The 19,385-nt window shown below is 71.4% G+C and carries 16 protein-coding genes; 9 read left to right on the top strand and 7 right to left on the bottom strand.

The annotated features are described in order from the left end of the window. Positions 1-206: 206 nt before the first annotated feature. The 4 genes from WFJ17_RS00605 to WFJ17_RS00590 are packed head-to-tail and all read left to right on the top strand — an operon-like array spanning position 207 to position 4,322. On the top strand, positions 207-983 hold the full coding sequence (locus WFJ17_RS00605) for an electron transfer flavoprotein subunit beta/FixA family protein (RefSeq protein WP_336647377.1): 777 nt from the start codon (positions 207-209) through the stop codon (positions 981-983). Positions 984-985: 2 nt separating this feature from the next. After that, positions 986-1,981, top strand: coding sequence for an electron transfer flavoprotein subunit alpha/FixB family protein (locus tag WFJ17_RS00600; RefSeq protein WP_336647376.1), 996 nt, complete (start codon positions 986-988; stop codon positions 1,979-1,981). A 2-nt stretch (positions 1,982-1,983) separates the two neighbouring features. Next, entirely contained in the window at positions 1,984-3,783 is a 1,800-nt protein-coding gene (locus WFJ17_RS00595; protein ID WP_336647375.1) for a cytochrome b/b6 domain-containing protein, read from the top strand. After that, positions 3,780-4,322: a GNAT family N-acetyltransferase gene (locus tag WFJ17_RS00590; protein WP_251442507.1), complete on the top strand. Its 543-nt coding sequence runs from the start codon at positions 3,780-3,782 to the stop codon at positions 4,320-4,322. The genes WFJ17_RS00595 and WFJ17_RS00590 overlap by 4 nt, the downstream gene beginning before the upstream one ends. 172 nt (positions 4,323-4,494) lie before the next feature. Here the strand turns inward: WFJ17_RS00590 and WFJ17_RS00585 are convergent, their stop codons facing one another. After that, a complete protein-coding gene (locus tag WFJ17_RS00585; protein WP_251442504.1) occupies positions 4,495-5,001 on the bottom strand; it encodes a GNAT family N-acetyltransferase in 507 nt (168 codons plus the stop codon). Positions 5,002-5,142: 141 nt separating this feature from the next. Between WFJ17_RS00585 and WFJ17_RS00580 the strand changes: the two genes are divergently transcribed. Together WFJ17_RS00580 and WFJ17_RS00575 are read left to right on the top strand one after the other, a co-directional pair. Beyond that, on the top strand, positions 5,143-5,706 hold the full coding sequence (locus tag WFJ17_RS00580; protein ID WP_251442501.1) for an acyl-CoA thioesterase: 564 nt from the start codon (positions 5,143-5,145) through the stop codon (positions 5,704-5,706). A gap of 760 nt (positions 5,707-6,466) precedes the next feature. Then, entirely contained in the window at positions 6,467-7,867 is a 1,401-nt protein-coding gene (locus tag WFJ17_RS00575; RefSeq protein ID WP_251442498.1) for a hypothetical protein, read from the top strand. Here WFJ17_RS00575 and WFJ17_RS00570 read toward each other — a convergent pair. The 3 genes from WFJ17_RS00570 to WFJ17_RS00560 are packed head-to-tail and all read right to left on the bottom strand — an operon-like array spanning position 7,798 to position 9,640. Next, on the bottom strand, positions 7,798-8,382 hold the full coding sequence (locus tag WFJ17_RS00570) for a hypothetical protein (RefSeq protein ID WP_251442495.1): 585 nt from the start codon (positions 8,380-8,382) through the stop codon (positions 7,798-7,800). The genes WFJ17_RS00575 and WFJ17_RS00570 overlap by 70 nt on opposite strands. Continuing rightward, entirely contained in the window at positions 8,379-8,954 is a 576-nt protein-coding gene (locus tag WFJ17_RS00565; RefSeq protein ID WP_292887599.1) for a hypothetical protein, read from the bottom strand. The genes WFJ17_RS00570 and WFJ17_RS00565 overlap by 4 nt, the downstream gene beginning before the upstream one ends. After that, positions 8,951-9,640 (bottom strand): hypothetical protein, encoded by a 690-nt coding sequence (locus tag WFJ17_RS00560; RefSeq protein ID WP_251442489.1) that lies wholly within the window; start codon positions 9,638-9,640, stop codon positions 8,951-8,953. The genes WFJ17_RS00565 and WFJ17_RS00560 overlap by 4 nt, the downstream gene beginning before the upstream one ends. A gap of 122 nt (positions 9,641-9,762) precedes the next feature. Here WFJ17_RS00560 and WFJ17_RS00555 point away from each other — a divergent pair, with 122 nt between their 5' ends. The 3 genes from WFJ17_RS00555 to rocD all read left to right on the top strand — a co-directional run bounded on the left by WFJ17_RS00555 (position 9,763) and on the right by rocD (position 15,797). Beyond that, complete coding sequence (locus WFJ17_RS00555) at positions 9,763-13,551, top strand: bifunctional proline dehydrogenase/L-glutamate gamma-semialdehyde dehydrogenase (RefSeq protein WP_336647374.1); 3,789 nt, start codon at positions 9,763-9,765, stop codon at positions 13,549-13,551. 141 nt (positions 13,552-13,692) lie between these two features. After that, a complete protein-coding gene (gene ddaH, locus WFJ17_RS00550) occupies positions 13,693-14,571 on the top strand; it encodes a dimethylargininase (RefSeq protein WP_251442472.1) in 879 nt (292 codons plus the stop codon). Next, positions 14,568-15,797, top strand: a complete 1,230-nt coding sequence (gene rocD, locus WFJ17_RS00545) for an ornithine--oxo-acid transaminase (RefSeq protein ID WP_336647373.1) — start codon at positions 14,568-14,570, stop codon at positions 15,795-15,797. Before ddaH ends, rocD begins: the two co-directional genes overlap by 4 nt. Positions 15,798-16,285: 488 nt before the next feature. Here rocD and WFJ17_RS00540 read toward each other — a convergent pair whose 3' ends face one another. Genes WFJ17_RS00540 through WFJ17_RS00530 form a run of 3 tightly spaced genes read right to left on the bottom strand, consistent with a single transcriptional unit; the run spans position 16,286 to position 19,378 of the window. Beyond that, positions 16,286-16,780: a GbsR/MarR family transcriptional regulator gene (locus WFJ17_RS00540; protein WP_251442467.1), complete on the bottom strand. Its 495-nt coding sequence runs from the start codon at positions 16,778-16,780 to the stop codon at positions 16,286-16,288. Between the two features lie 7 nt (positions 16,781-16,787). Next, a complete protein-coding gene (locus WFJ17_RS00535; RefSeq protein ID WP_336647372.1) occupies positions 16,788-18,398 on the bottom strand; it encodes an ABC transporter permease in 1,611 nt (536 codons plus the stop codon). Beyond that, the gene (locus WFJ17_RS00530) at positions 18,398-19,378 is read right to left on the bottom strand and encodes an ABC transporter ATP-binding protein (protein ID WP_336647371.1); all 981 of its coding nucleotides are present in this window, start codon (positions 19,376-19,378) and stop codon (positions 18,398-18,400) included. Before WFJ17_RS00530 ends, WFJ17_RS00535 begins: the two co-directional genes overlap by 1 nt. Positions 19,379-19,385 lie beyond the last annotated feature (7 nt).

The raw sequence follows: 19,385 nt of genomic DNA, 5'->3' as shown, positions 1-19,385 counted from the left end.
CCGGGGTCGTTCGTGGCGCTCCGCCAAAGCGCGCGCCCCGGCGCGGCGTGCGGGTTGGAGGGTTGTGCCAGGACCTCCCGGCGGAGGGGGCGGGACGGTCGGATCCGGCCCCTTCGCTGAGGTACGCTGGCACCACGTTATCGCCCGGTAACCGGGTGATTCCGCCCGCGGCCGAACGGCCGACCGAGGTCGCGTGAGGAGGCTCGATGAAGATCTTCGTCTTGGTGAAAGAGGTGCCGGACACCTACGGGGACCGCAAGCTCGACCTGGAGACGGGGCTCGCGGATCGCGGTGCCGGTGAGGTGGTGCTGGATGAGATCACCGAGCGTGCCCTCGAGGTTGCCCTGAGCTATGCCGATGCGAACCCTGGCACCGAGGTCGTGGCGTTGTCGATGGCTCCGGAGTCGGCGACCGCGTCGATCCGCCGGGCGTTGGCGATCGGTGCCGGGTCTGCGGTGCATGTCGTGGATGAGGCGCTGCGCGGGGCTGATCTGGGGTTGACCGCAGCGGTGCTCGCAGCGGCGGTCCGTCGTGGCGGGCCGGATCTGGTGATCACGGGGAACCTCTCGACCGACGGATCCGGCGGGGTGATCCCGGCGATGCTGGCCGAGCATCTCGGCTTCGCGCAGGCGACCGCCCTCAGCGCCGTGTCTATCGGCGCCGACGCCGTGACCGGCACCCGGGCGACGGACTTCGGATCCCAGCAGGTGAGCGCGCCGCTGCCCGCCGTGATCTCGATCACCGAGGCGCTGCCTGATGCGCGTTTCCCGAACTTCAAGGGCATCATGGCGGCGAAGAAGAAGCCGCTCGAGGTGCTCTCCCTCGCCGACCTCGGCGTCAGCGCCGATCCCGCAGAGGCGCCGCAGACGATCCTCACCGCCGTGGCCGAGAAGCCTCCGCGAGCGGCGGGCGTGAAGATCACCGACGAAGGGGACGCGGCCGCACAGCTCGTCGAGTTCCTCGCGCAGAACAGGCTGGTGTGAGCATGGCGTACCCCGAGTTCGTAGACGGCGCTGCGGCGATCCTCGTCCTCGTCGACGTGACCCCGGCCGGTGGCGCCGCGCCCTCGACCGCGGGCCTGCTCGGCGCCGCGGCCCAGCTCGGCGCCCCGGTGGCGCTCGTGGCCGCTCCCGCCGGGACCGCACAGGCGGCGGTCGACGCGGCTGTCGCGGCGGGTGCGCGGGTCGTGCTCACCGCGGATGTCGACGGCGGGTCGGTGACGGTGCCGGTGGTCGACGCGTTGCAGGCCGCGTATCGTGCGGTCGGGCCGGACGCGGTGCTCGTCTCGAACTCGATCGCGGGTCGTGATGCTGCTGCGCGTCTCGCCGTGCGCGAGCACCTGGCGTTGTCGGTCGATGCGATCGGGGTCTCCCGCGATGATGAGGGCGTGGTCGCGCATCATTCGGTGTATGGCGGGGCGTTCCTCACCGACTCGGCTCCGACGTTCGGCGTCCCGGTGATCACGGTGCGTCAGGGCGCGATCGATGAGCGGGCGGAGGCCGTCGCCGATGCCCGTGTCGAGGAGCTTGCGGTGGCCGCGTCGGGTGCCGCCGCGGCGGCCGGTGAGCCGATCGAGGCGGTCGAGGCCGCGTCGTCGCGGCCCGAGCTGCGCGGCGCGAAGGTGGTCGTTTCGGGCGGGCGCGGGCTCGGATCCCAGGAGAACTTCGCGCTCGTCGAGGAGCTCGCCGACGAGCTGGGCGCGGCGATCGGCGCCTCCCGTGCCGCGGTCGATGCGGGGTACATCCCGTACGCGCATCAGGTGGGTCAGACGGGTGTGTCGGTGTCGCCGCAGTTGTACATCGCGGTCGGGATCTCGGGCGCGATCCAGCACCGTGCGGGCATGCAGACGGCGAAGACGATCGTCGCGATCAACAAGGATCCGGAATCGCCGATCTTCGATGTGGCGGACTTCGGGATCGTGGGTGATCTGTTCACGGTCGTGCCGCAGGTGATCGAGGCGCTGCGCGCACGGAAGAGCTGACCATGACGACCGTGCGCAGGGGACTGCCCCGTATCCGCGGCGGCGAGGCCTGGCCGCCCGCCGGAGTGGTCGCGGCGAGTGCGCTCGACGCGGTCGCCGCTCCGGAGGTCGTCGCCCCCGGGGTCGTCGAGCGGGCGTCGGCGGAGCCGGCTGTCGCCCCCGGGCCCGAGGCCGAGGCGACCCGGGTGACTGTCGCCCCCGGGGTCGTTGAGCGAGCGGAGCGAGACGAAACGCGGTCCGTGCCGGACGGCGTTTCGTCTCGGGCGCCTGCGGCGTCCTCGCTCAACGACCCTGTGGGGGCTTCGGTGTCCTCGGCGGCGGCTCCCGGGGGTGCGGCGGCGGTCGCGTCGAGTGCCCCCGCGACCGGATCCGTCCTGCGCCGCGGTCTGCCGCGCGTGGCCGGCGGTGAGCCGTGGCCCCCGGCGGGCGCTGCGACGGTGGTCGTGTCGAGCACCCCCGGGGTCGTCGAGCGAGCGGAGCGAGACGAAACGCGGTCCGTTCCGGACGGCGTTTCGTCTCAGGCGCCTGCGGCGTCCTCGCTCAACGACCCCGTGGGGGCTGTGGCGTCCTCTGCGGCCGTCGCGTCGGGTGCCCCAGCGACCGGATCCGTCCTGCGTCGCGGTCTGCCGCGCGTGGCCGGGGGAGAGCCCTGGCCACCGGCCGGGACGGTCGTCGTGGTCGCCGAGCGAGACGATGCACGGTCCGTGCCGGACGGCGTTTCGTCTCGGGCGCCTGAGGCGTCCTCGCTCAACGACCCCGTGCGGGCTGCGGCGTCCTCGCGCAACGATGCCGGGGCCGGATCCGCCGTCGCTGTGCGCCCGGATGTCTCTGCGCCGTTGCCGTTCACGCGCACCGTCTGGAACGGCTCGGCCCCCCGTCACGTCGCGGCGGAGCCCGCGGCGTCGAAGCTGCGTCCCACCTGGCCGCAGGCGATCGGCGGGCTGTTCGCCGCGGCGGGCCTCGCCGTCCTCGCGGGCGCCGCGATCGCGATCGTGCGGGCGTTCCTCAGCCTGCCGTTCATGCAGGACTTCCTCACGACCTATCCGGGCGAGTACCACCTGCCCGCGGGCGCGCCCGTCGGGATCCCCGGGTGGATCGGCTGGCAGCACTTCTTCAACGTGTTCCTGATGACGCTGATCATCCGCTCCGGCCTGCGCGTGCGCAGCGAGAAGCGGCCGACCGCGTTCTGGACGCCGCGGGGCAACCCGAAGGGCAAGATCAGCCTGACCCTGTGGTTCCACCAGGGGCTGGACCTGCTCTGGATCGTCAACGGCGTGATCTTCGTGGTGCTGCTGTTCGTCACCGGCCAGTGGATGCGGATCGTGCCGACGAGCTGGGACGTGTTCCCGAACGCGCTCTCGGCGGCTCTGCAGTACGTCTCCTTCGACTGGCCGACCGAGAACGGCTGGGTGAACTACAACAGCCTGCAGCAGCTCGCCTACTTCACGATCGTCTTCCTCGCCGCGCCCGTGGCCATCGCCACCGGGTTCCGGATGTCGGGGCTCTGGCCCAAGAAGGCGGCGGGCCTGTCGAAGGCCTATCCGATCGAGATCGCCCGCGCGGTGCACTTCCCGACGATGCTGTTCTTCACCGCGTTCATCGTGGTGCACGTGGCGCTCGTGCTGCTCACCGGCATGCTGCGCAACCTGAACCACATGTTCGCCGCGCAAGACGCCGTGACCTGGACCGGGTTCTGGGTGTTCCTGCTCTCCCTCGTCGTGATCGCCGCAGGATGGGCCGCCGCCCGGCCCCTCGTCCTCGCCCCCATCGCGAAGCTCTTCGGGCAGGTATCCGGACGGTGACCACGGAGGAGCCGGCCAAGGGCGGCTTGGCGTCGGCGCCGACCGCGGCGCTGGAGACCGCGAGGCTGCGGTTGCGCGCCTACGCGCGCGCCGACGAGGAGGCGTTCGTCGCGCTCTTCCAGGACGCGGACGTCGCCCGCTACGTCGGCGACGGCCTGCAGGCCGAGCAGGAGGACCGTGCGCTGTTCGGGCGGATCTTCGAGACCGTGTATCCGGCCGAGCGCTTCGCCGTATGGGCGGTCGAGCGCGACGGGGCGGTCGTGGGGCACGCCGAGATCAAGCCCTCGCCGAGCGACGACGTGCCCGGCTGGGAGCTCGTCTACGTCCTCGCGCGGTCGCAGTGGGGGCAGGGGATCGGCACCGAGCTCGCCCGTGCCGTCACCGCCTACGGCTTCGGGCTCGGGCTGCCCGAGGTCTGGGCGACCGTCGATGCGGACAACGCCGGTTCGATCCGGATCCTGGACCGCCTCGGGTACACGCTGCGCGGCGAGCGCGACGAGGACACCGGAAAGGTGCTCATCTACGCCGCTGCGCGTTGAGCCGGCCCGGCCCGCGAGCGCTGCACGCGGGCGCCAGTGCGCCTGGCTTCCCGACGCCCCCTCGCAGCACCGAGGCCCCCTCCTGGCGCCGCACGCCCGAGGGGGCGCGGGTGCTCAGAGGGGGCCTCGACGGGGACCGGGCCGAAGCGCGCCGCACGGGCGCGCGGAGCGGTCAGCGTACGAAGCGGACTTCCTTGATGGTCTCGCCGAGGAAGGGCTCCTGCTGGCTGGCGCCGTCGAGCGCGAAGCCGTTGCGGACGTAGAAGCGGTGCGCGCGGGGGTTGTCCTCGGCGACCCAGAGGTAGCTCGACTCGCCCTTGTGGACGGCCGCGTCGAACAGCCGCTGTCCGATGCCGGTGCCGTGCCAGGCGTCCAGGAGGTAGATGAAGTAGAGCTCGCGCTCTGCCGGCGGGTTCTCGTCCCGGGCCGGGCCGGATCCGACGAAGCCCACGATCTCGCCGTCGACGAGCGCCGCGCTCATGCGGTACTCCTCGCCCTGCGAGGCCCAGTGCGTCCACAGCTCGGCGAGGCGCTTGGGCGACACGGCCTCGAGCGTCGCGGTGCTGATGAGGTGGTCGTAGGTCTCGTGCCAGCACTTCGCGTGCACACGGCCGAGCGCTTCGGCATCGACATCGCGAACAGGCCGGACGGTGACGGTGGGAAGGGCTTCGGCGCTCATGATCGTGACTCTACGCGCGCCGTGCGCCGACGCGAAATCGAGGGCCGAGGTCTGTTTCGACGCGGTTTCCGACTCCTGAGGGACTGTGAGGATCCGACAAACGATCACGGGGATCCGTGCCGGATTCACTACGCTCCTCGTGTGAACGTGATCTGGCGCACCCTGCTCGTCGTCCTCTCCGCTCGCCGGCGCGCCCGCCGGGGGCGGACCCTCGCGCCGACCGCCGTCGGGCGGATCCGCCTGACCACGCTGCCGACGGATCTCGACATCCTGCGGCACATGAACAACGGTCGGTATCTGTCCCTGTTCGACCTCGGACGGTGGGACCTCCTGATCCGCACCGGGCTGTTCGACGCGATGAAGGAGCGCGGCTGGTACGCCGTGGTCTCGAGCGAGACCGTCACGTTCCGCAAGTCCCTCGAGCTGTGGCAGCGCTTCGACATCGAGTCGCGCTTCATCGGGCACGACGACAAGGCGCTGTTCATGGAGCATCGCGCCGTCGTGGACGGCGAGGTGTACGCCCGGGTGATCGTGCGTGCGCGTATGCTGCGACGCACGGGAGGGACCGTCTCGCACGAGGAGTTCTTCGGGGCTCTCGGCCGCCCCGAGGACGTGCCGGACGTCGAGGACTGGATCCACGACTGGGCCGCCGCCTCGGCCCTGCCCCCGACCAAGGCACCTGCGCCGAGCGTCTGGGCGGACTGAGGGCTGCAGTCTGTTCGACTGGGCTTAGTCTCGTCCTTGTCTGAGCGGCATGCCGCTGATGTGACTAGACCGGACCCTCCCGATTTGGAGGGCCGTTGGTGTCGGAGGCCCCCTGTTACGTTGGTGAAGCAATCCTTGAGACAAGGACGCAAACCTAGGAGGGTACGTATGAAGACAAAGAAGGTCATCAACAGAATCACGCTTTTGGCTGCTCCGGTTCTCGCTGCGGTCATGATGACAGGTTCCCCGGCAATAGCTTCTGAAGCGGCTACTGTGCACGTCAGCGCCGGAACAATCCAGGCAGGTTACGTGCCCAACGTGAACGCATGGATAGCGTGTGCGCAAAACTTCCGAAGCGCAGCTTCGGCGGCAAGCGGAGGCGACTTCGGACGCGCGAGAAGCTACGCCCAATCAGGAACTGAGTGCGGTAGGCCCATCTTTCTGGGTTCCGCAGCTTCGACATTCCTTCAGACGGTGAGCAATCTTCAGGGTTACATTGGGCAGGGCAACAGGTCTTCGGCGGCCAGCACTGCAAACAGAATCGCGCAGGCAATTGAGAACGCCGCGTATGCGTATCAACATGGGGACTCTGGCGCACGTGGACGCTTCTAACCTGCTGTTTGGTTCAGAATAGGCGGCACCTGAGCTGGGTGATCCTTCAGATCGGCCCGAAGGATCACCCAGCTGTCGCATCGGAGGCTCAGCTCGCGTGCACGATAATCTGCGCCCAGTGGGGGACATACTTCGAACGGTCGGTCGGGTGCTGTTGCGCTCCGCCCCTCAGCTGCTCGCGTGGTTCCTGGCCGGCTGGCTCGGCAATCACTTCGCTCTGCAACTGGCGGGGTTCGTCGGAGGCTGGTGGAGCACAGGCGGTCTGCTCCTGCTGCCGCTGGCCGTGCTGGCACGTCTCGTCAGCTTCGTGGCGATGTTCCTCGTCGCACGCAGTGCGCTGCGCGAACTGGGGTTCATCGCCTCGGTTCCGGAGAGCGCCCGGGAGCGCGTGGCGACGTTCGTAAACTCTCTGCTCGCCGGAGTCCTGCCCTTCTTCGCCGTGTACGCCGCATACGGATTCCTGCGCGACGACTTCTTCGAGTACGTGCGGCTCGCCCTCCAAGTCCACACGGGGAGGATCTGGGCGGGCGAGGACGTGTCCGGCGAGGACGTGAGCTCCGCCGGGTTCGGGGTCTGGACCTGGGTGATCATCGTGGTCGCGTACGGCCTCCGCTGGGCGTGGAAGCGCTGGGACGAGAAACTGCCGCGGTCGCTGTCCCTGGTCGCGGTGTACCTCGAAGCCGTGTGGCTCTTCTTCTTCGTGTGGACTCTCGGCGACATCACCCGCACGGTCGGGGACTGGGTCGCGCACCGTGCGGCCATGGTGTGGATTGGCGAGGTGCACGCCTGGGTGGCCGAGCGGATCGCGGTCCTGGGCTGGGTCTGGGACGGCGTGCTGTGGCTGATCGGGCAGCTCGGCGGCGTCCTGCTGCAGCCTCTCGCCTGGCTCGCCGTGGCGGGAGTCATCTACGGACAGGCGATCGCGGCGGAGCGGATCACCGTCTCCACCCGGTACGCCGGGAACCGCTACGTGCGCACCGTGCAGAGGCGCTACACGGTGCTGCCCGAGTGGGCGCGGACACGCCTCGGCGACATCGGGGAGGATCTGCTCGATCGCTTTCGTCCGATCGGGCGCTCACTGCTGCTCATGTGGCGCGCCGGCCCCGTGGTGATCGGCAGCTATGTCCTGCTGTACACGGTCGTGCTCGCGATCCAGGGGTTCGGTCCGGGCTGGATCGTCACGCTCATCGGTCCGCAGGACATGGCGACCTTCTGGATGCGCTACCAGACGCCGATCTTCCTGCTGGTCCCCATGATCGTGGAGCCGGTGCGGATCGCGGTGGTCGCCGCCGGCTACGACGCGACGCTCGGGGCGCTGCGCCGAGGAGCTGCCGTGAAAGCCGTGGAGAGCGCGGTCGCCGGGGGCGCCACGCCGCAGGAGGCAGCTGCGGCGGCGGTGCTGCAAGCCGCGCAGGTCGTCGACGAGGTCGTGCCCGATGCGGTGGACGCGGCACTGGCGGCCGACGCATCGGTTGCGCCTCAGGGCATGACGGAGAAGCGCGGGAACGGCGTCGAGTCGCCCACCGTCAACGGCACATCGACCCAATAGGGCCCGGTGGAACCCGCGGGGACGACGAAGGCGACGATGAGCGCCGCGTTCGGTTCGTCCGGGTTGCATCGCACGGGCTCCGTCGCGCTGTAAGGCACCCCGATGTCGAGCGTGGCCTCTTCCCACGTGCGTCCGGTGCGCTGCTCCACGAGGCGAGGAGACTGGCAGTGCACCGGATGAGCGGCCGGGTCGTGCGGTGCCACCGGCACCTTCACGGCGATGAGCTTCGACCCGGAAGGCACGTCCAGGCCCGTGGTGTCCTCGAGGATGACGGCCTTCACCGGTCCCCAGGTCGCGTCGCCGACCTCGGCCGTGCCGGATGCTCCCGCCACGACGGGTTCAGGACGATCCTCGGTCCACGGGGTGAGACCCGTCGCAAGGAGGACACCGGGGATGAGCAGCACGAGGGCGCCGAGCGAGAGCAGCGTGCCTGCTCGCCTCTCCCGAGAAGGACGTTCGCGGATCCTGCCCGCTTCCACAGTGCTGGCGGGCGACGGCGCATCCGGTGCTGTCATCGGGACCACCCCACGCGCGGGAGCTCGACGGAATCCGTGGTCGGCACCTCTGCGAGGTCGATCGGGACGCGGATCTGCGAGTCCGCCCGCACGTCGCTGCTGACCGAGAAGGCGAGTTCGCCGGTTCCCGAGGTCAGGCTTCCCGGGAGCTCGAAGACGATCGCTCCTGCCCTGGGAACGCCGGGTACGAGTGAATTCTGCAGAAGGGTGAAGAGCGTGTCCGGGCGGTTCGACGCGGTGTAGGTCTTGCCGTCGATGAGGAACTGGGCGCCGGAGAGGCTCGCGCCGGACTGGGTCACGACCGCGGCCGCCTTCAGGTCGACCACGAGCCAGTTGCCCGTGGCGCTCCATTTCGTGTACGAGGGGACCGAGATCTCCTGCGTCCGCCGCACGTCCACGACCGTGACATCGATGTTGCGCCCGACCCCGCGCTCGCCCTGTGCGACGGTGACGACGAACGGGGCGGGGTCGACGTTCGGTCCGGGAGTGACCGCGACGAGTGCGGCGGAGGCCGCGATCATCGCGGCGCCGGCGGTCCAGCCGAGCAGGGCGCGTCTGCGCGGCCCGATCATGCGGTCGGCTCCGGATCCCCGCGGCCGCCGTCGACCACGGTGACCTGGGTCTCGGCCCCGAACCGGATGAAGTCCCAACGCGTGCCCGATCGGATGTTGTTCTTCGCCTCGTCCGCCAGGGGGAGCCGGACGGTCACCCGTTCGCCCTGCAGATCGGAGGGCACCAGCCAGGCGAGCAGCAGCGATGTCCGCACGCCCGGCTGCAGAATCGTCGCGAGGGCGTTGTCGTCCGGACGGATGATCACGGGTTTGGCCTCGACGCCCTCGACGCGGATCCCCTGCAGTGATCCGTCGTCCGCGGTGACGCGCGGGCTCGGCTCGGTGACCGTCGCATCCAGGGCGACGAGTAGCACGCGCTGGCCGGCGCCCGGCTGCAAGCTCGTGACCTTGCGCGCATCCACGATCGTTGCACCGGTGACTCTCATGTCGAATCCGGCGCCGTGGAAGTCCTCGCCGGGCAGAACATGTGCAACGGGATCCTCGACGGTGGCGAGCCCTCCGAAGGCGGCCGTCACGGCGAGGAAGATCGCGGTAACTCCGGCGGCGAACCAGGATGTGGGGATCAGGTCGAAGCCGCGACGGATGAGTCCGCGCCTCTTCGCGGTCGCGCTCGCTGCGGCAGACGCAGAGACGTCGGCTTCCGACGCCGCACGCGCCGCGGCATCCGCTTCGTCCTCTTCCCCCACGGGTACAGCATATTCAGGCGCCCCGGCGGGCGTGCCGCCTCTTCGCCCGGCCGGGGGAGCGCCATGCTGGGAGGGAGCACGCGCGCGCCCACCCGAAGGGTGCGGGAAGGGAAGGACCACCGATGCCGCAGTGGCTGAACGCCTCGGAGACCGAGCGCGCACGCCGGGCCGTCGCCCTCGCTCAGCGCTGGATCGACGAGGCCGCCGCCTCCCATGCGGATCCCGCCGCCGAGCGGCTCGCCGGAGTGCTGCGGGATCCGAACGGGCTGCCGTTCACGCTCGGCTTCGTCGACGACGTGATGCGGCCGGAGAGCCTCGGCGCGGCCGCCTCGGGACTGCACCGTGTGGCCCCGCTCGTTCCTGGCTTCCTGCCCTGGTATCTGCGTGCCGCGGTGCGCGCCGGCGGTCTGGTGGCGCCGGGGCTTCCTGCGCCGACCGTGCCGATCGCCCGCACGGTGCTGCGCGAGATGGTCGGGCACCTCATCGTCGACGCGCGGCCCGCCCGGCTGGGCCCGGCGATCGCCAAGCTGCGCGCGACGGGCGCCCGGTTGAACCTCAACCTGCTCGGCGAGGCCGTGCTCGGCGAGGACGAGGCGCAGCGCCGCCTCGACGGGATCCACGAGCTGATCCGCCGCGACGACGTCGACTACGTCTCGGTCAAGGTGTCCGCCGTCATGAGCCGCATCTCGATGTGGGCCTTCGACGAGGTCGTCGAGCAGGTCGCCGAGCGGCTGCTGCCGCTGTATCTCACCGCCGCGGGCGTCGCGGCGAACTCGACGGCCGGGTCTCACCCGACCTTCATCAACCTCGACATGGAGGAGTACCGCGACCTCGACCTCACGATCGCGGTGTTCACGAGGATCATGGAGGATCCGCGTCTCGCCCGTCTCGAGGCGGGCATCGTGCTGCAGGCCTACCTGCCCGATGCGCTGCCGGCGCTGCGCGAGCTGACCGCCTGGGCGAAGGACCGGGTCGACCACGGCGGGGCGCCGATCAAGGTGCGGCTCGTGAAGGGCGCCAACCTCGCCATGGAGCGGGTGGAGGCCTCGCTGCACGGCTGGACCCCGGCTCCGTACGACACGAAGATCGACACCGACGCGAACTATCTGCGCTGCCTCGACGCGGCGCTCACCCCCGAGTCCGTGCGCGCCGTGCGCGTCGGCGTCGCCGGGCACAACCTCTTCGACATCGCCTACGCCTGGCTGCTCGCCGGCGACCGAGGGGTGGGCCCCGAAGCCGGGGAGGCGGCATCCGGATCCGCGCCCGTCGAGTTCGAGATGCTGCTCGGCATGGCGCAGGGCCAGGTCGAGGCCGTCGGCCGGGAGGTGGGGCACGTGCTGCTGTACGTGCCCGTGGTGAGACCGCGCGAGTTCGACGTCGCGATCAGCTACCTGGTGCGCCGGCTCGAGGAGAACGCGTCGAAGGACAACTTCCTGTCCGCCGCGTTCCGGCTGCAGGAGAACCCCGACCTGCTGGACCGCGAGATCAACCGGTTCGCGCTCTCCCTGGAGCGCTCCGCCGACCCCGGTCTGCCGTCCGGCCCCCGCCGCCGGCAGAATCGGCTCGCGCCCGTGCACGAGTCCGCCGCGCTCACCACCGACCCCGACACCGAGGCGGCCGCCCTCACCCAGGCCGTGCTGGGGATCGCCCAGGCGGTCGACCCCGGCGACACCTTCGTGGAGACCGCGGTCTTCGCCGCGCGCGAGGACGACACCGCCGTCGCCGCGGGCGCCCCCGGGTTCCGCAACACCCCCGACAGCGACCCGGCGCTGCCGGCGAACCGCGCGTGGGCGCGCGGCATCCTGGAGCGCATCCCGGAGAGCACCGCGGGCGAGGGGCTCGTCCGCAGCGCGCTCGTGACCGACCCCGCCGAGATCGAGCGCATCCTCGCCCGGGTGCGCGGCGCGGCCGCCGTCTGGGGCGCCCGCCCCGCCGCCGAACGCGGGGAGGTGCTGCTGCGCGTCGCGGCGGTGCTCGAGTCCCGTCGCGGGGAGCTCATCGAGGTGGCCGCCGTGGAGACCGGCAAGGTGCTCGCCGAGGGCGACGTGGAGGTGAGCGAGGCCGTCGACTTCGCGAAGTACTACGCGGCGCGGGCCAGGGAGCTCGACGCGGTGCAGGGGGCCGCGTTCGTGCCGTCGCGGCTCACGGTCGTCGCGCCGCCGTGGAACTTCCCGCTCTCCATCCCCGCCGGGGGAGTGCTCGCCGCGCTCGCCGCGGGATCCGGCGTGGTGTTCAAGCCGGCGCCGCAGGCGCGGCGCTCGGCGGCCGTGATCGCGGCCGCGCTCTGGGACGCGGGGATCCCGCGCGATCTGCTCGCGTTCGTCGACATCTCCGAGGGCGAGCTGGGCCGGGACCTCATCGCGCACCCCGACGTCGACCGGGTGATCCTCACCGGATCCTTCGAAACCGCGGCGCTGTTCCGCAGCTGGCGGCACGACCTGCCCCTGCTCGCCGAGACGAGCGGCAAGAACGCCCTCGTGATCGCCCCCTCCGCCGACCTCGACCTCGCCGTCGCGGATCTCGTGAAGAGCGCCTTCGCGCACGCGGGGCAGAAGTGCTCGGCCGCCTCGCTGGCGATCCTGGTCGGGCCCGTGGGGCGCTCGAAGCGGTTCGCCCGGCAGCTCGTCGACGCCACGCGCTCGCTGCGGGTGGCGTGGCCGGACGACCCGCGGGCCGAGGTCGGTCCCGTGATCGAGCGTCCGCAGGGCAAGCTGCAGTGGGCCCTCACCGAGCTCGGCCCCGACGAGAAGTGGCTGCTGAAGCCGCGCGAGATCCCCGGATCCGAAGGCCGGCTGTGGACCCCCGGCATCCGTCTCGGCGTGCAGCCGGGATCGCGCTTCCACCGCGAGGAGTTCTTCGGGCCGGTGCTCGGCATCATGCACGCCCCGACGCTCGCGCGGGCGGTCGAACTGCAGAACGGCGTCGACTACGGCCTCACCGCGGGCCTGCACACGCAGGATCCCGCGGATCTCGCGCTCTGGCTGGACCGCGTGCAGGCCGGGAACCTGTACGTGAACCGCGGCATCACGGGCGCCATCGTGCAGCGCCAGCCGTTCGGCGGCTGGAAGCGCTCCTCGGTCGGCGGTGGTACCAAGGCCGGCGGCCCGAACCACCTCATCGGCCTCGGCGCGTGGCGCGACACGGGCGGCAGCGGATCCACGACCCTGCACCTGCGCGGGCTGGACTCGCGCATCACCGCGCTCATCGAGGCGGCCCAGCCGTCGCTGGACTACACCGCGTTCGAGTGGCTGCGCCGGGCGGCGCTGTCGGACGCCCTGGCATGGGACCGCGAGTTCGGACGCGTGCGTGACGTCTCGCGCCTCGGCGTGGAGCGCAACCTGTTCCGGTATCGCGCCGTGCCGGTCGCGGTGCGGGCCACGGGGGAGGCGCCCCTGCGCGCGCTGCTGCGCGTCGCGATCGCCGCGATCCGCGGCGGCGGCGCCTTCACGCTCTCCTCGCCGATCGGCCTCCCCGCCGCGGTGCGCCGCGTGCTCGGCGAGGCCGGTGTCACGGTGTTCGTGGAGAGCGATGCGGAGTGGATCGAGCGGTTCACGGGTCCCGCCGGATCCGAGTCGAGCCCGTCGCCGGATCCGCTCCCGTCGCAGAAATCGTCGGAGAGCCGGGCGGAAAGCCGCAAGAATCGCGACGGGAACGGAGCCGGGCTCCTGGACGAGGCCCTGGCGCCGCTGCGGCCGAACCGCGTGCGGATCGTGGGCGCGGCCGACGACGTCGCCTCCCTGCACGCCACGCTCGCCGAGGCCGTGCAGGGGGATCCGGATCTCGCGATCCTCGCCGGAGAGGTGACCACCGCGGGCCGTATCGAGCTCCTGCCCTTCCTGCACGAGCAGGCGATCGCGATCACCGCGCACCGCTACGGCAACCCGGACGACTGGAGCGCCGAGGTCATCTGAACGCCCGGTGATCTGGCCACGTTCAGGGTCGGGTGCGAGAATGGACGGCGGCGTGCCCGTGTCGCATCTTCTCCGCACAACGGATCGAAGGACCGCCGGGCCTCAGGACAGCGTCCGCCACCGGAGATTCTGAGGAGCCTCATGTCGACGCCCGAGACCGCCACGGCCGCCACGCCTGCCCGCACCGCGCACCACCGCCGGTACCTGATGTGCAAGCCGGAGCACTTCACGGTGAACTACAGCATCAACCCGTGGATGGAGCCGGCGAACCCGACCGACACCGCGAAGGCCGTCGCGCAGTGGCAGAAGCTGTACGACCTCTATCTCGAGCTGGGTCACGAGGTCGAGCTCATCGAGCCGCTCGCCGGCTACCCCGACATGGTCTACACGGCCAACGGCGGTTTCGTGATCGGCGGCCGCGCCTACGTCCCCTCGTTCTACTACGAGCAGCGCCAGGGCGAGTCCCCCGCGTTCGCCGACTGGTTCCGCGCGAACGGCTTCGACACGGTGATGCCGAAGGAGATCAACGAGGGCGAGGGCGACTTCCTGCTCGCGGGCGACGTGATCCTCGCCGGCACCGGTTTCCGCTCCGCGGGGGACAGCCACCGCGAGGTCAGCGAGGTGTTCGGCCGCGAGGTCGTCACGCTGACGCTCGTCGACCCGCGCTTCTACCACCTCGACACCGCCCTGACCGTGCTCGACCCCGTCATCGGCGAGGAGAACGGCGGACCGGCCGCGGCGAACATCGCCTACCTTCCGCACGCCTTCGACGACGCGAGCCGCGCGATCCTCGAGGAGCGCTTCCCCGACGCGATCCTCGTCTCGGACGAGGACGGCGCCGTGTTCGGACTCAACTCGGCGAGCGACGGCTACAACGTCATCATCTCGCCGCGCGCGACCGGCTTCGAGAAGCAGCTGCGCGAGCGCGGCTACAACCCGCTCACCGTCGACCTCAGCGAACTGCTGCTCGGCGGCGGCGGCATCAAGTGCTGCACGCTCGAACTGCGCGGTGCGAAGTGACAGCCGCCGCCGTCCGAGAGGCCTCGGCCGCCGAGGCTCAGGCACCGGGAGCACCCGAGCCGCACGTCGCCCGCAACTATGCGCCGCTCGAGGTGACGATCGCCCGCGCCGAAGGCGCCTGGGTGACCGATGTCGAGGGCAAGCGCTACCTCGATCTGCTCGCCGCGTACTCGGCTGTGAACTTCGGGCACCGCCACCCCGCCCTCGTCGCCGCGCTCGAGGAGCAGCTGGGCCGGGTCGCGCTCACCAGCCGCGCCTTCCGCAACGACCGCCTGGAGCCGTTCGCCGAGGCGCTCGCCCGGCTGTGCGGCAAGGATCTGGTGCTGCCGATGAACACCGGCGCCGAGGCCGTCGAGACCGGGATCAAGGTCGCCCGCGCCTGGGGCTACCGGGTCAAGGGCGTGCGCCAGGGAGCGGCGCGCATCGTCGTCGCGAACGGCAACTTCCACGGCCGCACCACGACGATCGTCGGTTTCAGCGACGACGACTCGGCGCGCGACGGGTTCGGTCCGTTCACGCCCGGCTTCGACGCCGTGCCCTACGGCGACGCCGAGGCGATCGCGGCCGCGATCACCGAGGACACGGTCGCCGTGCTCATCGAGCCCATCCAGGGCGAGGGCGGCGTCATCATCCCGCCGGACGGGTACCTGCGCCGGATCCGCGAGATCTGCGACGAGCGCGACGTGCTGTTCATCGCCGACGAGATCCAGTCCGGGCTCGGACGGGTCGGGGAGACCTTCGCGTGCGATCGTGAGGGCGTGGTTCCCGACCTCTATCTGCTCGGCAAGGCGCTCGGCGGCGGGATCCTGCCCGTCTCGGCGGTCGTCGGGAACGAGGACGTCCTGGGCGTGATCCGTCCGGGCGAGCACGGATCCACCTTCGGCGGGAACCCGCTGGCGGCGGCCGTCGGGCTGCGCGCCGTCGAGATGCTCGAGTCGGGCGAGTTCCAGGAGCGCGCGAAGGCGCTCGGGGTGCACCTGCGCGAGGGGCTTGAAGCGCTCATCGGCCACGGTGTCACCACGGTGCGCGTCGCGGGGCTCTGGGTCGGCGTCGACATCGATCCGTCCCGCGGCACCGGCCGCGAGATCGCGGAGAAGCTCCTCGACCGCGGCGTGCTGGTGAAGGACACGCACGGCCAGACGATCCGGATCGCGCCGCCGATCGTGGTGCGCGCGACCGAGCTGGACTGGGCGCTCGAGCAGCTGAGGTTCGTGCTGGAGCACTGACGCCGCAGCGCCCCGGTGGCGCACGCCCGAGTGGCGCCTGGCCGGTCTCGCCCGGCCGAGTGGCGCACGCCCGAGTGGCGTCTGGCCGATCTCGCCGAGGCCCCCACGGCGCGTCAAAACCCCCACACCCAGTCGCTTCAGCGTGGGGGTTTCGACGCCACGTGGGGGTCTCGGTGTAGGAGGCGGTGCGCCCTGCAGGCCGCACCCGGTTCCGACACCGCACGGCGGGGCGGCTCGCATCCGGTCTGGTGTCGACCCGGCACGCCGGGATCCGGGACACAACGCAGGAGAACCGCCGGCGCGGGAGAGGATCCGGTGGCAATCCACGGGATTCTCCTGCGTTGTGTCGCGGACGGCGGGGGAACCCGCGGATGGCGGGGGAACCCGCGGACGGCGGGGGAACCGCGGATGGCGGGGGAACCCGCGGACGGCACCCCTGGGGCAAGGGAACCACGGGTCAGGGAACCACGGGTAAGGGAGTCGCCGGGTCAGTCCGGCGCGCGCCGCGCCGCGCGCAGGGCTTCCCACTCGGCGATCAGCTGGGGCATGCGTCCCGCCATGAACCGGAAGAACTCGGCCATCTCCGCCGCCCGGTCCCGGGCGGCGTGGTCCTCGTCGTGCTCCGCGCCGATCGCCTCGATGTGCGCGGCGAGGCGTTCGTAGATGGGGCCGTTGTTCGTCATCAGCCCGTACCAGGTGTCCGGGATGATGACGTAGTGGTCGCGCCGGCGATCGGGACGGGAGACGCGCCGGATCACCTGGATCGTCTGCAGATAGCGCACCGCTCCCGACACCGCGGCCGCGCTGACGCCCAGCCGATCGGCCAGCTCCGCCGCCGTGTACCCGTCCGCGGGCGCGGCGATGAGCGCCATCATCACGCGCCCGGGCATGCGCGGGAAGCCGACGGCGGCGATCATCGCCGCCGCGGCCTCCGCGGCATCGACGCCGTGGTGCACGGCGGGTGCCGGATCCTTCGCCTTCATGACCCCATCATCCCGCGGTCTGGAGTTCGCGACGGCGCATCAGGGCGAGCGACGCGGCCGCGCCCGCGACCACGACGAGCACGAGCCACCACGTCCCGCGGAGGTCGGTCCCGCTGCCGTCGACGATCGGGGTGACCGCGAACGGCGAGAACCGCGTGGTCCACTCCGGCAGCCCGAACAGCGGACCGAAGAGGCCGAACACGGTGGCGAGCAGCACGAGCGCCCAGGCGATGCCGATCGTGCCGCGCGGGAGCAGCACGAACACCAGGGCCGTGAGCACGGTGAACACGCAGGCGGCGAGGCCCTGCCCGAGTCCGACCACCGTGACGACCCGGACGAGCGACCCCGCGTCCTTGTTGCCCGCGAGACCCGCGTAGGCCGCGAGCATCGCCGCCACGACGATGATCGCGATCGCGGACGTCGCGACGAGCAGATAGTCCAGGAGCCACCGGACGCGACCGACAGGCAGCGCCAGCACGGCCTCCGCTGTGCCGTGCGCCTCCTCCTGCCGTGCCCGCGCGACGATCTGCACCGCGGCGCAGGCGGCCAGGATCCCCATCATCGTGAAGAACACCGAGACCACGGTCTCCTCGAGGTTGCCCGCCTTGCCGATCTTGTCGAGGATCTGCTGCACCGCCGGGTTCTGCCCGGAGATCTGCCCGGCGAGCCCGGACAGCGTGGTCGCGAGCACCCCGGTGAGCGCGCCGCCGATCGCCCAGCCGATGATCGCGCCGTTGGTGAGCCGCCACACGAGCGCATGCGGCGTGGACAGTGCCGGTCGGGCGTGCACCCGACCCGGGCGGGCCGGGACGAAGCCCTCGCCGATGTCGCGCATCGACTGCAGGGCGACCGCGACCCGGGCGAGGACGAGCCCGACGACCAGTCCGAGCACGGCGGGCCAGGCGTTGTCCGCGTCATAGGGGCGGGCCTGCTCGGCCCACCCGAACGGCGAGGCCCAGACGAGGCCGGAGCTGGTGATGCGGGTGAGGTCGTCGCTCGGGGTCCCCGCGACGTTGCCGATGCCGTTGATCAGGAACGTGCCGACGAGGATCCAGACCGTCAGGGCGTTGGCGCCGCGCGAGGTGCGCATGAGCTGGGCGGCGATGAGGCCGATGCCGAGGAAGGCGATGCCGGTGGTCGCCGAGGTGGCGCCCATGAGCCAGGATCCGGCGGGGTCGAGCCCGGATCCGATCAGCGCCAGCGCGACCAGCACGCCGAGGACGACGTTCGCGGCGACACCGTGGACGATCGTCGCGACCGTGGGCAGCGCGCGTCCGACCGGCGTGGCGGCGACGAGCTCGGTGCGACCTGCCTCCTCGTCGCCCCGCGTGTGGCGGACGGCGAGGAACGTGCTCATGAGGGCCGCGAGCATCGTCAGCCACGGCAGGATCTCGAAGGAGAGGAACTGCCCCTCGGAGGCGCCGGAGGGGAGGCCGCGGAACATCATGATGACCGGATTCGCCATCACGGCGGAGAGCACCTCGACGCGATCCTTGAGCGTCCCGTAGGACTGGGTGACGCCCGCGAAACCCGCGTACGCCATGAGCACCGTGGCCAGGATCCACAGCAGCACCTGCAGCCAGTCGCGACGCAGGCGCTGGCGGAGGAGGGCGGACATCAGGACCCCTTCACAGCGGCCCGGCGCGAGGCGCGGGTGCCGGAATGCGGCGAGGAGTCCTCCTCGGCGGCGCGGAGGGCGGCGAGGTCGTCGCCGTAGTGCCGCAGGAAGAGCTCCTCCAGCGAGGGCGGCTCGATGCGCAGGCCGGTGACGGCGCGCTGGGCGAGCACGGGGAGCACGGCCGGGACCGCATCGCTGTCGACGGTGAACCGAGCCCGGCCGTCGTCGATCGTGCCGTCGTGCACTCCGGGGATCCCGGCGAGCGCGGACTCGCCCGCGGCCTCGAACGACACCTCGGTGCGGGTGAGGTGGCGGAGCTCGGCGAGCGTGCCGGACTCGACGATCCTCCCGGCGCGGATGATGCTGACCCGGTCGCAGAGCAGCTCGACCTCGGAGAGGATGTGGCTGGACAGCAGCACGGTCGCCCCGCCCCGCCGGAGCCGCTGCACCTCGTCGCGGAAGACGACCTCCATGAGCGGATCCAGCCCGCTCGTCGGCTCGTCGAGGATGTACAGCTCGGCCGGCACGGCGAAGGCGGCGATGAGCGCGACCTTCTGCCGGTTGCCCTTCGAATAGGCGCGGCCCTTCTTGCGGGGGTCGAACTGGAACGCCGTCATCAGGCGCTCGCGTTCGGCGCGGTAGCCGGGGTCCTTCGTCGAGGCGCCGCGGAGGCGCGCGAGGAAGTCGATCGCCTCTCCGCCGGAGAGGTTCGGCCAGACGCTGACGTCGCCGGGGACGTGTGCGACGCGCCGGTGGATCCCGACGGATGCGGTCCAGGGATCCTCGCCGAAGACCGTCGCGGTGCCGCCCGTCTTGCGGGCCAGGCCCAGCAGGATCCTGATCGTGGTGGACTTCCCGGCTCCGTTCGGTCCGAGGAAGCCGTGCACCTGGCCCTCGTCGACGCCGAGGTCCAGCCCGTCGAGCGCATGCACGCGGCCGTAGTGCTTGGTGAGGCCGTCGGTGCGGATGATCGTGTTCATGGCAGCG

The sequence above is a fragment of the Microbacterium sp. MMO-10 genome (assembly GCF_037148715.1).
GTDB lineage: Bacteria > Actinomycetota > Actinomycetes > Actinomycetales > Microbacteriaceae > Microbacterium.
The sequence above is the reverse complement of the archived record's forward strand: the minus strand, read 5'-3'. Positions and strand labels throughout refer to the sequence as shown.

Excerpts from the sequence above, each read along its gene's own strand:
- WFJ17_RS00570 (WP_251442495.1), bottom strand. The coding sequence starts at position 8,382 with ATGACAGCACCGGATGCGCCGTCGCCCGCCAGCACTGTGGAAGCGGGC.
- ddaH (WP_251442472.1), top strand. The coding sequence starts at position 13,693 with ATGTCGACGCCCGAGACCGCCACGGCCGCCACGCCTGCCCGCACCGCG.
- WFJ17_RS00555 (WP_336647374.1), top strand. The coding sequence starts at position 9,763 with ATGCCGCAGTGGCTGAACGCCTCGGAGACCGAGCGCGCACGCCGGGCC.
- WFJ17_RS00595 (WP_336647375.1), top strand. The coding sequence starts at position 1,984 with ATGACGACCGTGCGCAGGGGACTGCCCCGTATCCGCGGCGGCGAGGCC.
- WFJ17_RS00540 (WP_251442467.1), bottom strand. The coding sequence starts at position 16,780 with ATGAAGGCGAAGGATCCGGCACCCGCCGTGCACCACGGCGTCGATGCC.
- WFJ17_RS00585 (WP_251442504.1), bottom strand. The coding sequence starts at position 5,001 with ATGAGCGCCGAAGCCCTTCCCACCGTCACCGTCCGGCCTGTTCGCGAT.
- WFJ17_RS00535 (WP_336647372.1), bottom strand. The coding sequence starts at position 18,398 with ATGTCCGCCCTCCTCCGCCAGCGCCTGCGTCGCGACTGGCTGCAGGTG.
- WFJ17_RS00600 (WP_336647376.1), top strand. The coding sequence starts at position 986 with ATGGCGTACCCCGAGTTCGTAGACGGCGCTGCGGCGATCCTCGTCCTC.
- WFJ17_RS00605 (WP_336647377.1), top strand. The coding sequence starts at position 207 with ATGAAGATCTTCGTCTTGGTGAAAGAGGTGCCGGACACCTACGGGGAC.
- WFJ17_RS00565 (WP_292887599.1), bottom strand. The coding sequence starts at position 8,954 with ATGATCGGGCCGCGCAGACGCGCCCTGCTCGGCTGGACCGCCGGCGCC.
- WFJ17_RS00530 (WP_336647371.1), bottom strand. The coding sequence starts at position 19,378 with ATGAACACGATCATCCGCACCGACGGCCTCACCAAGCACTACGGCCGC.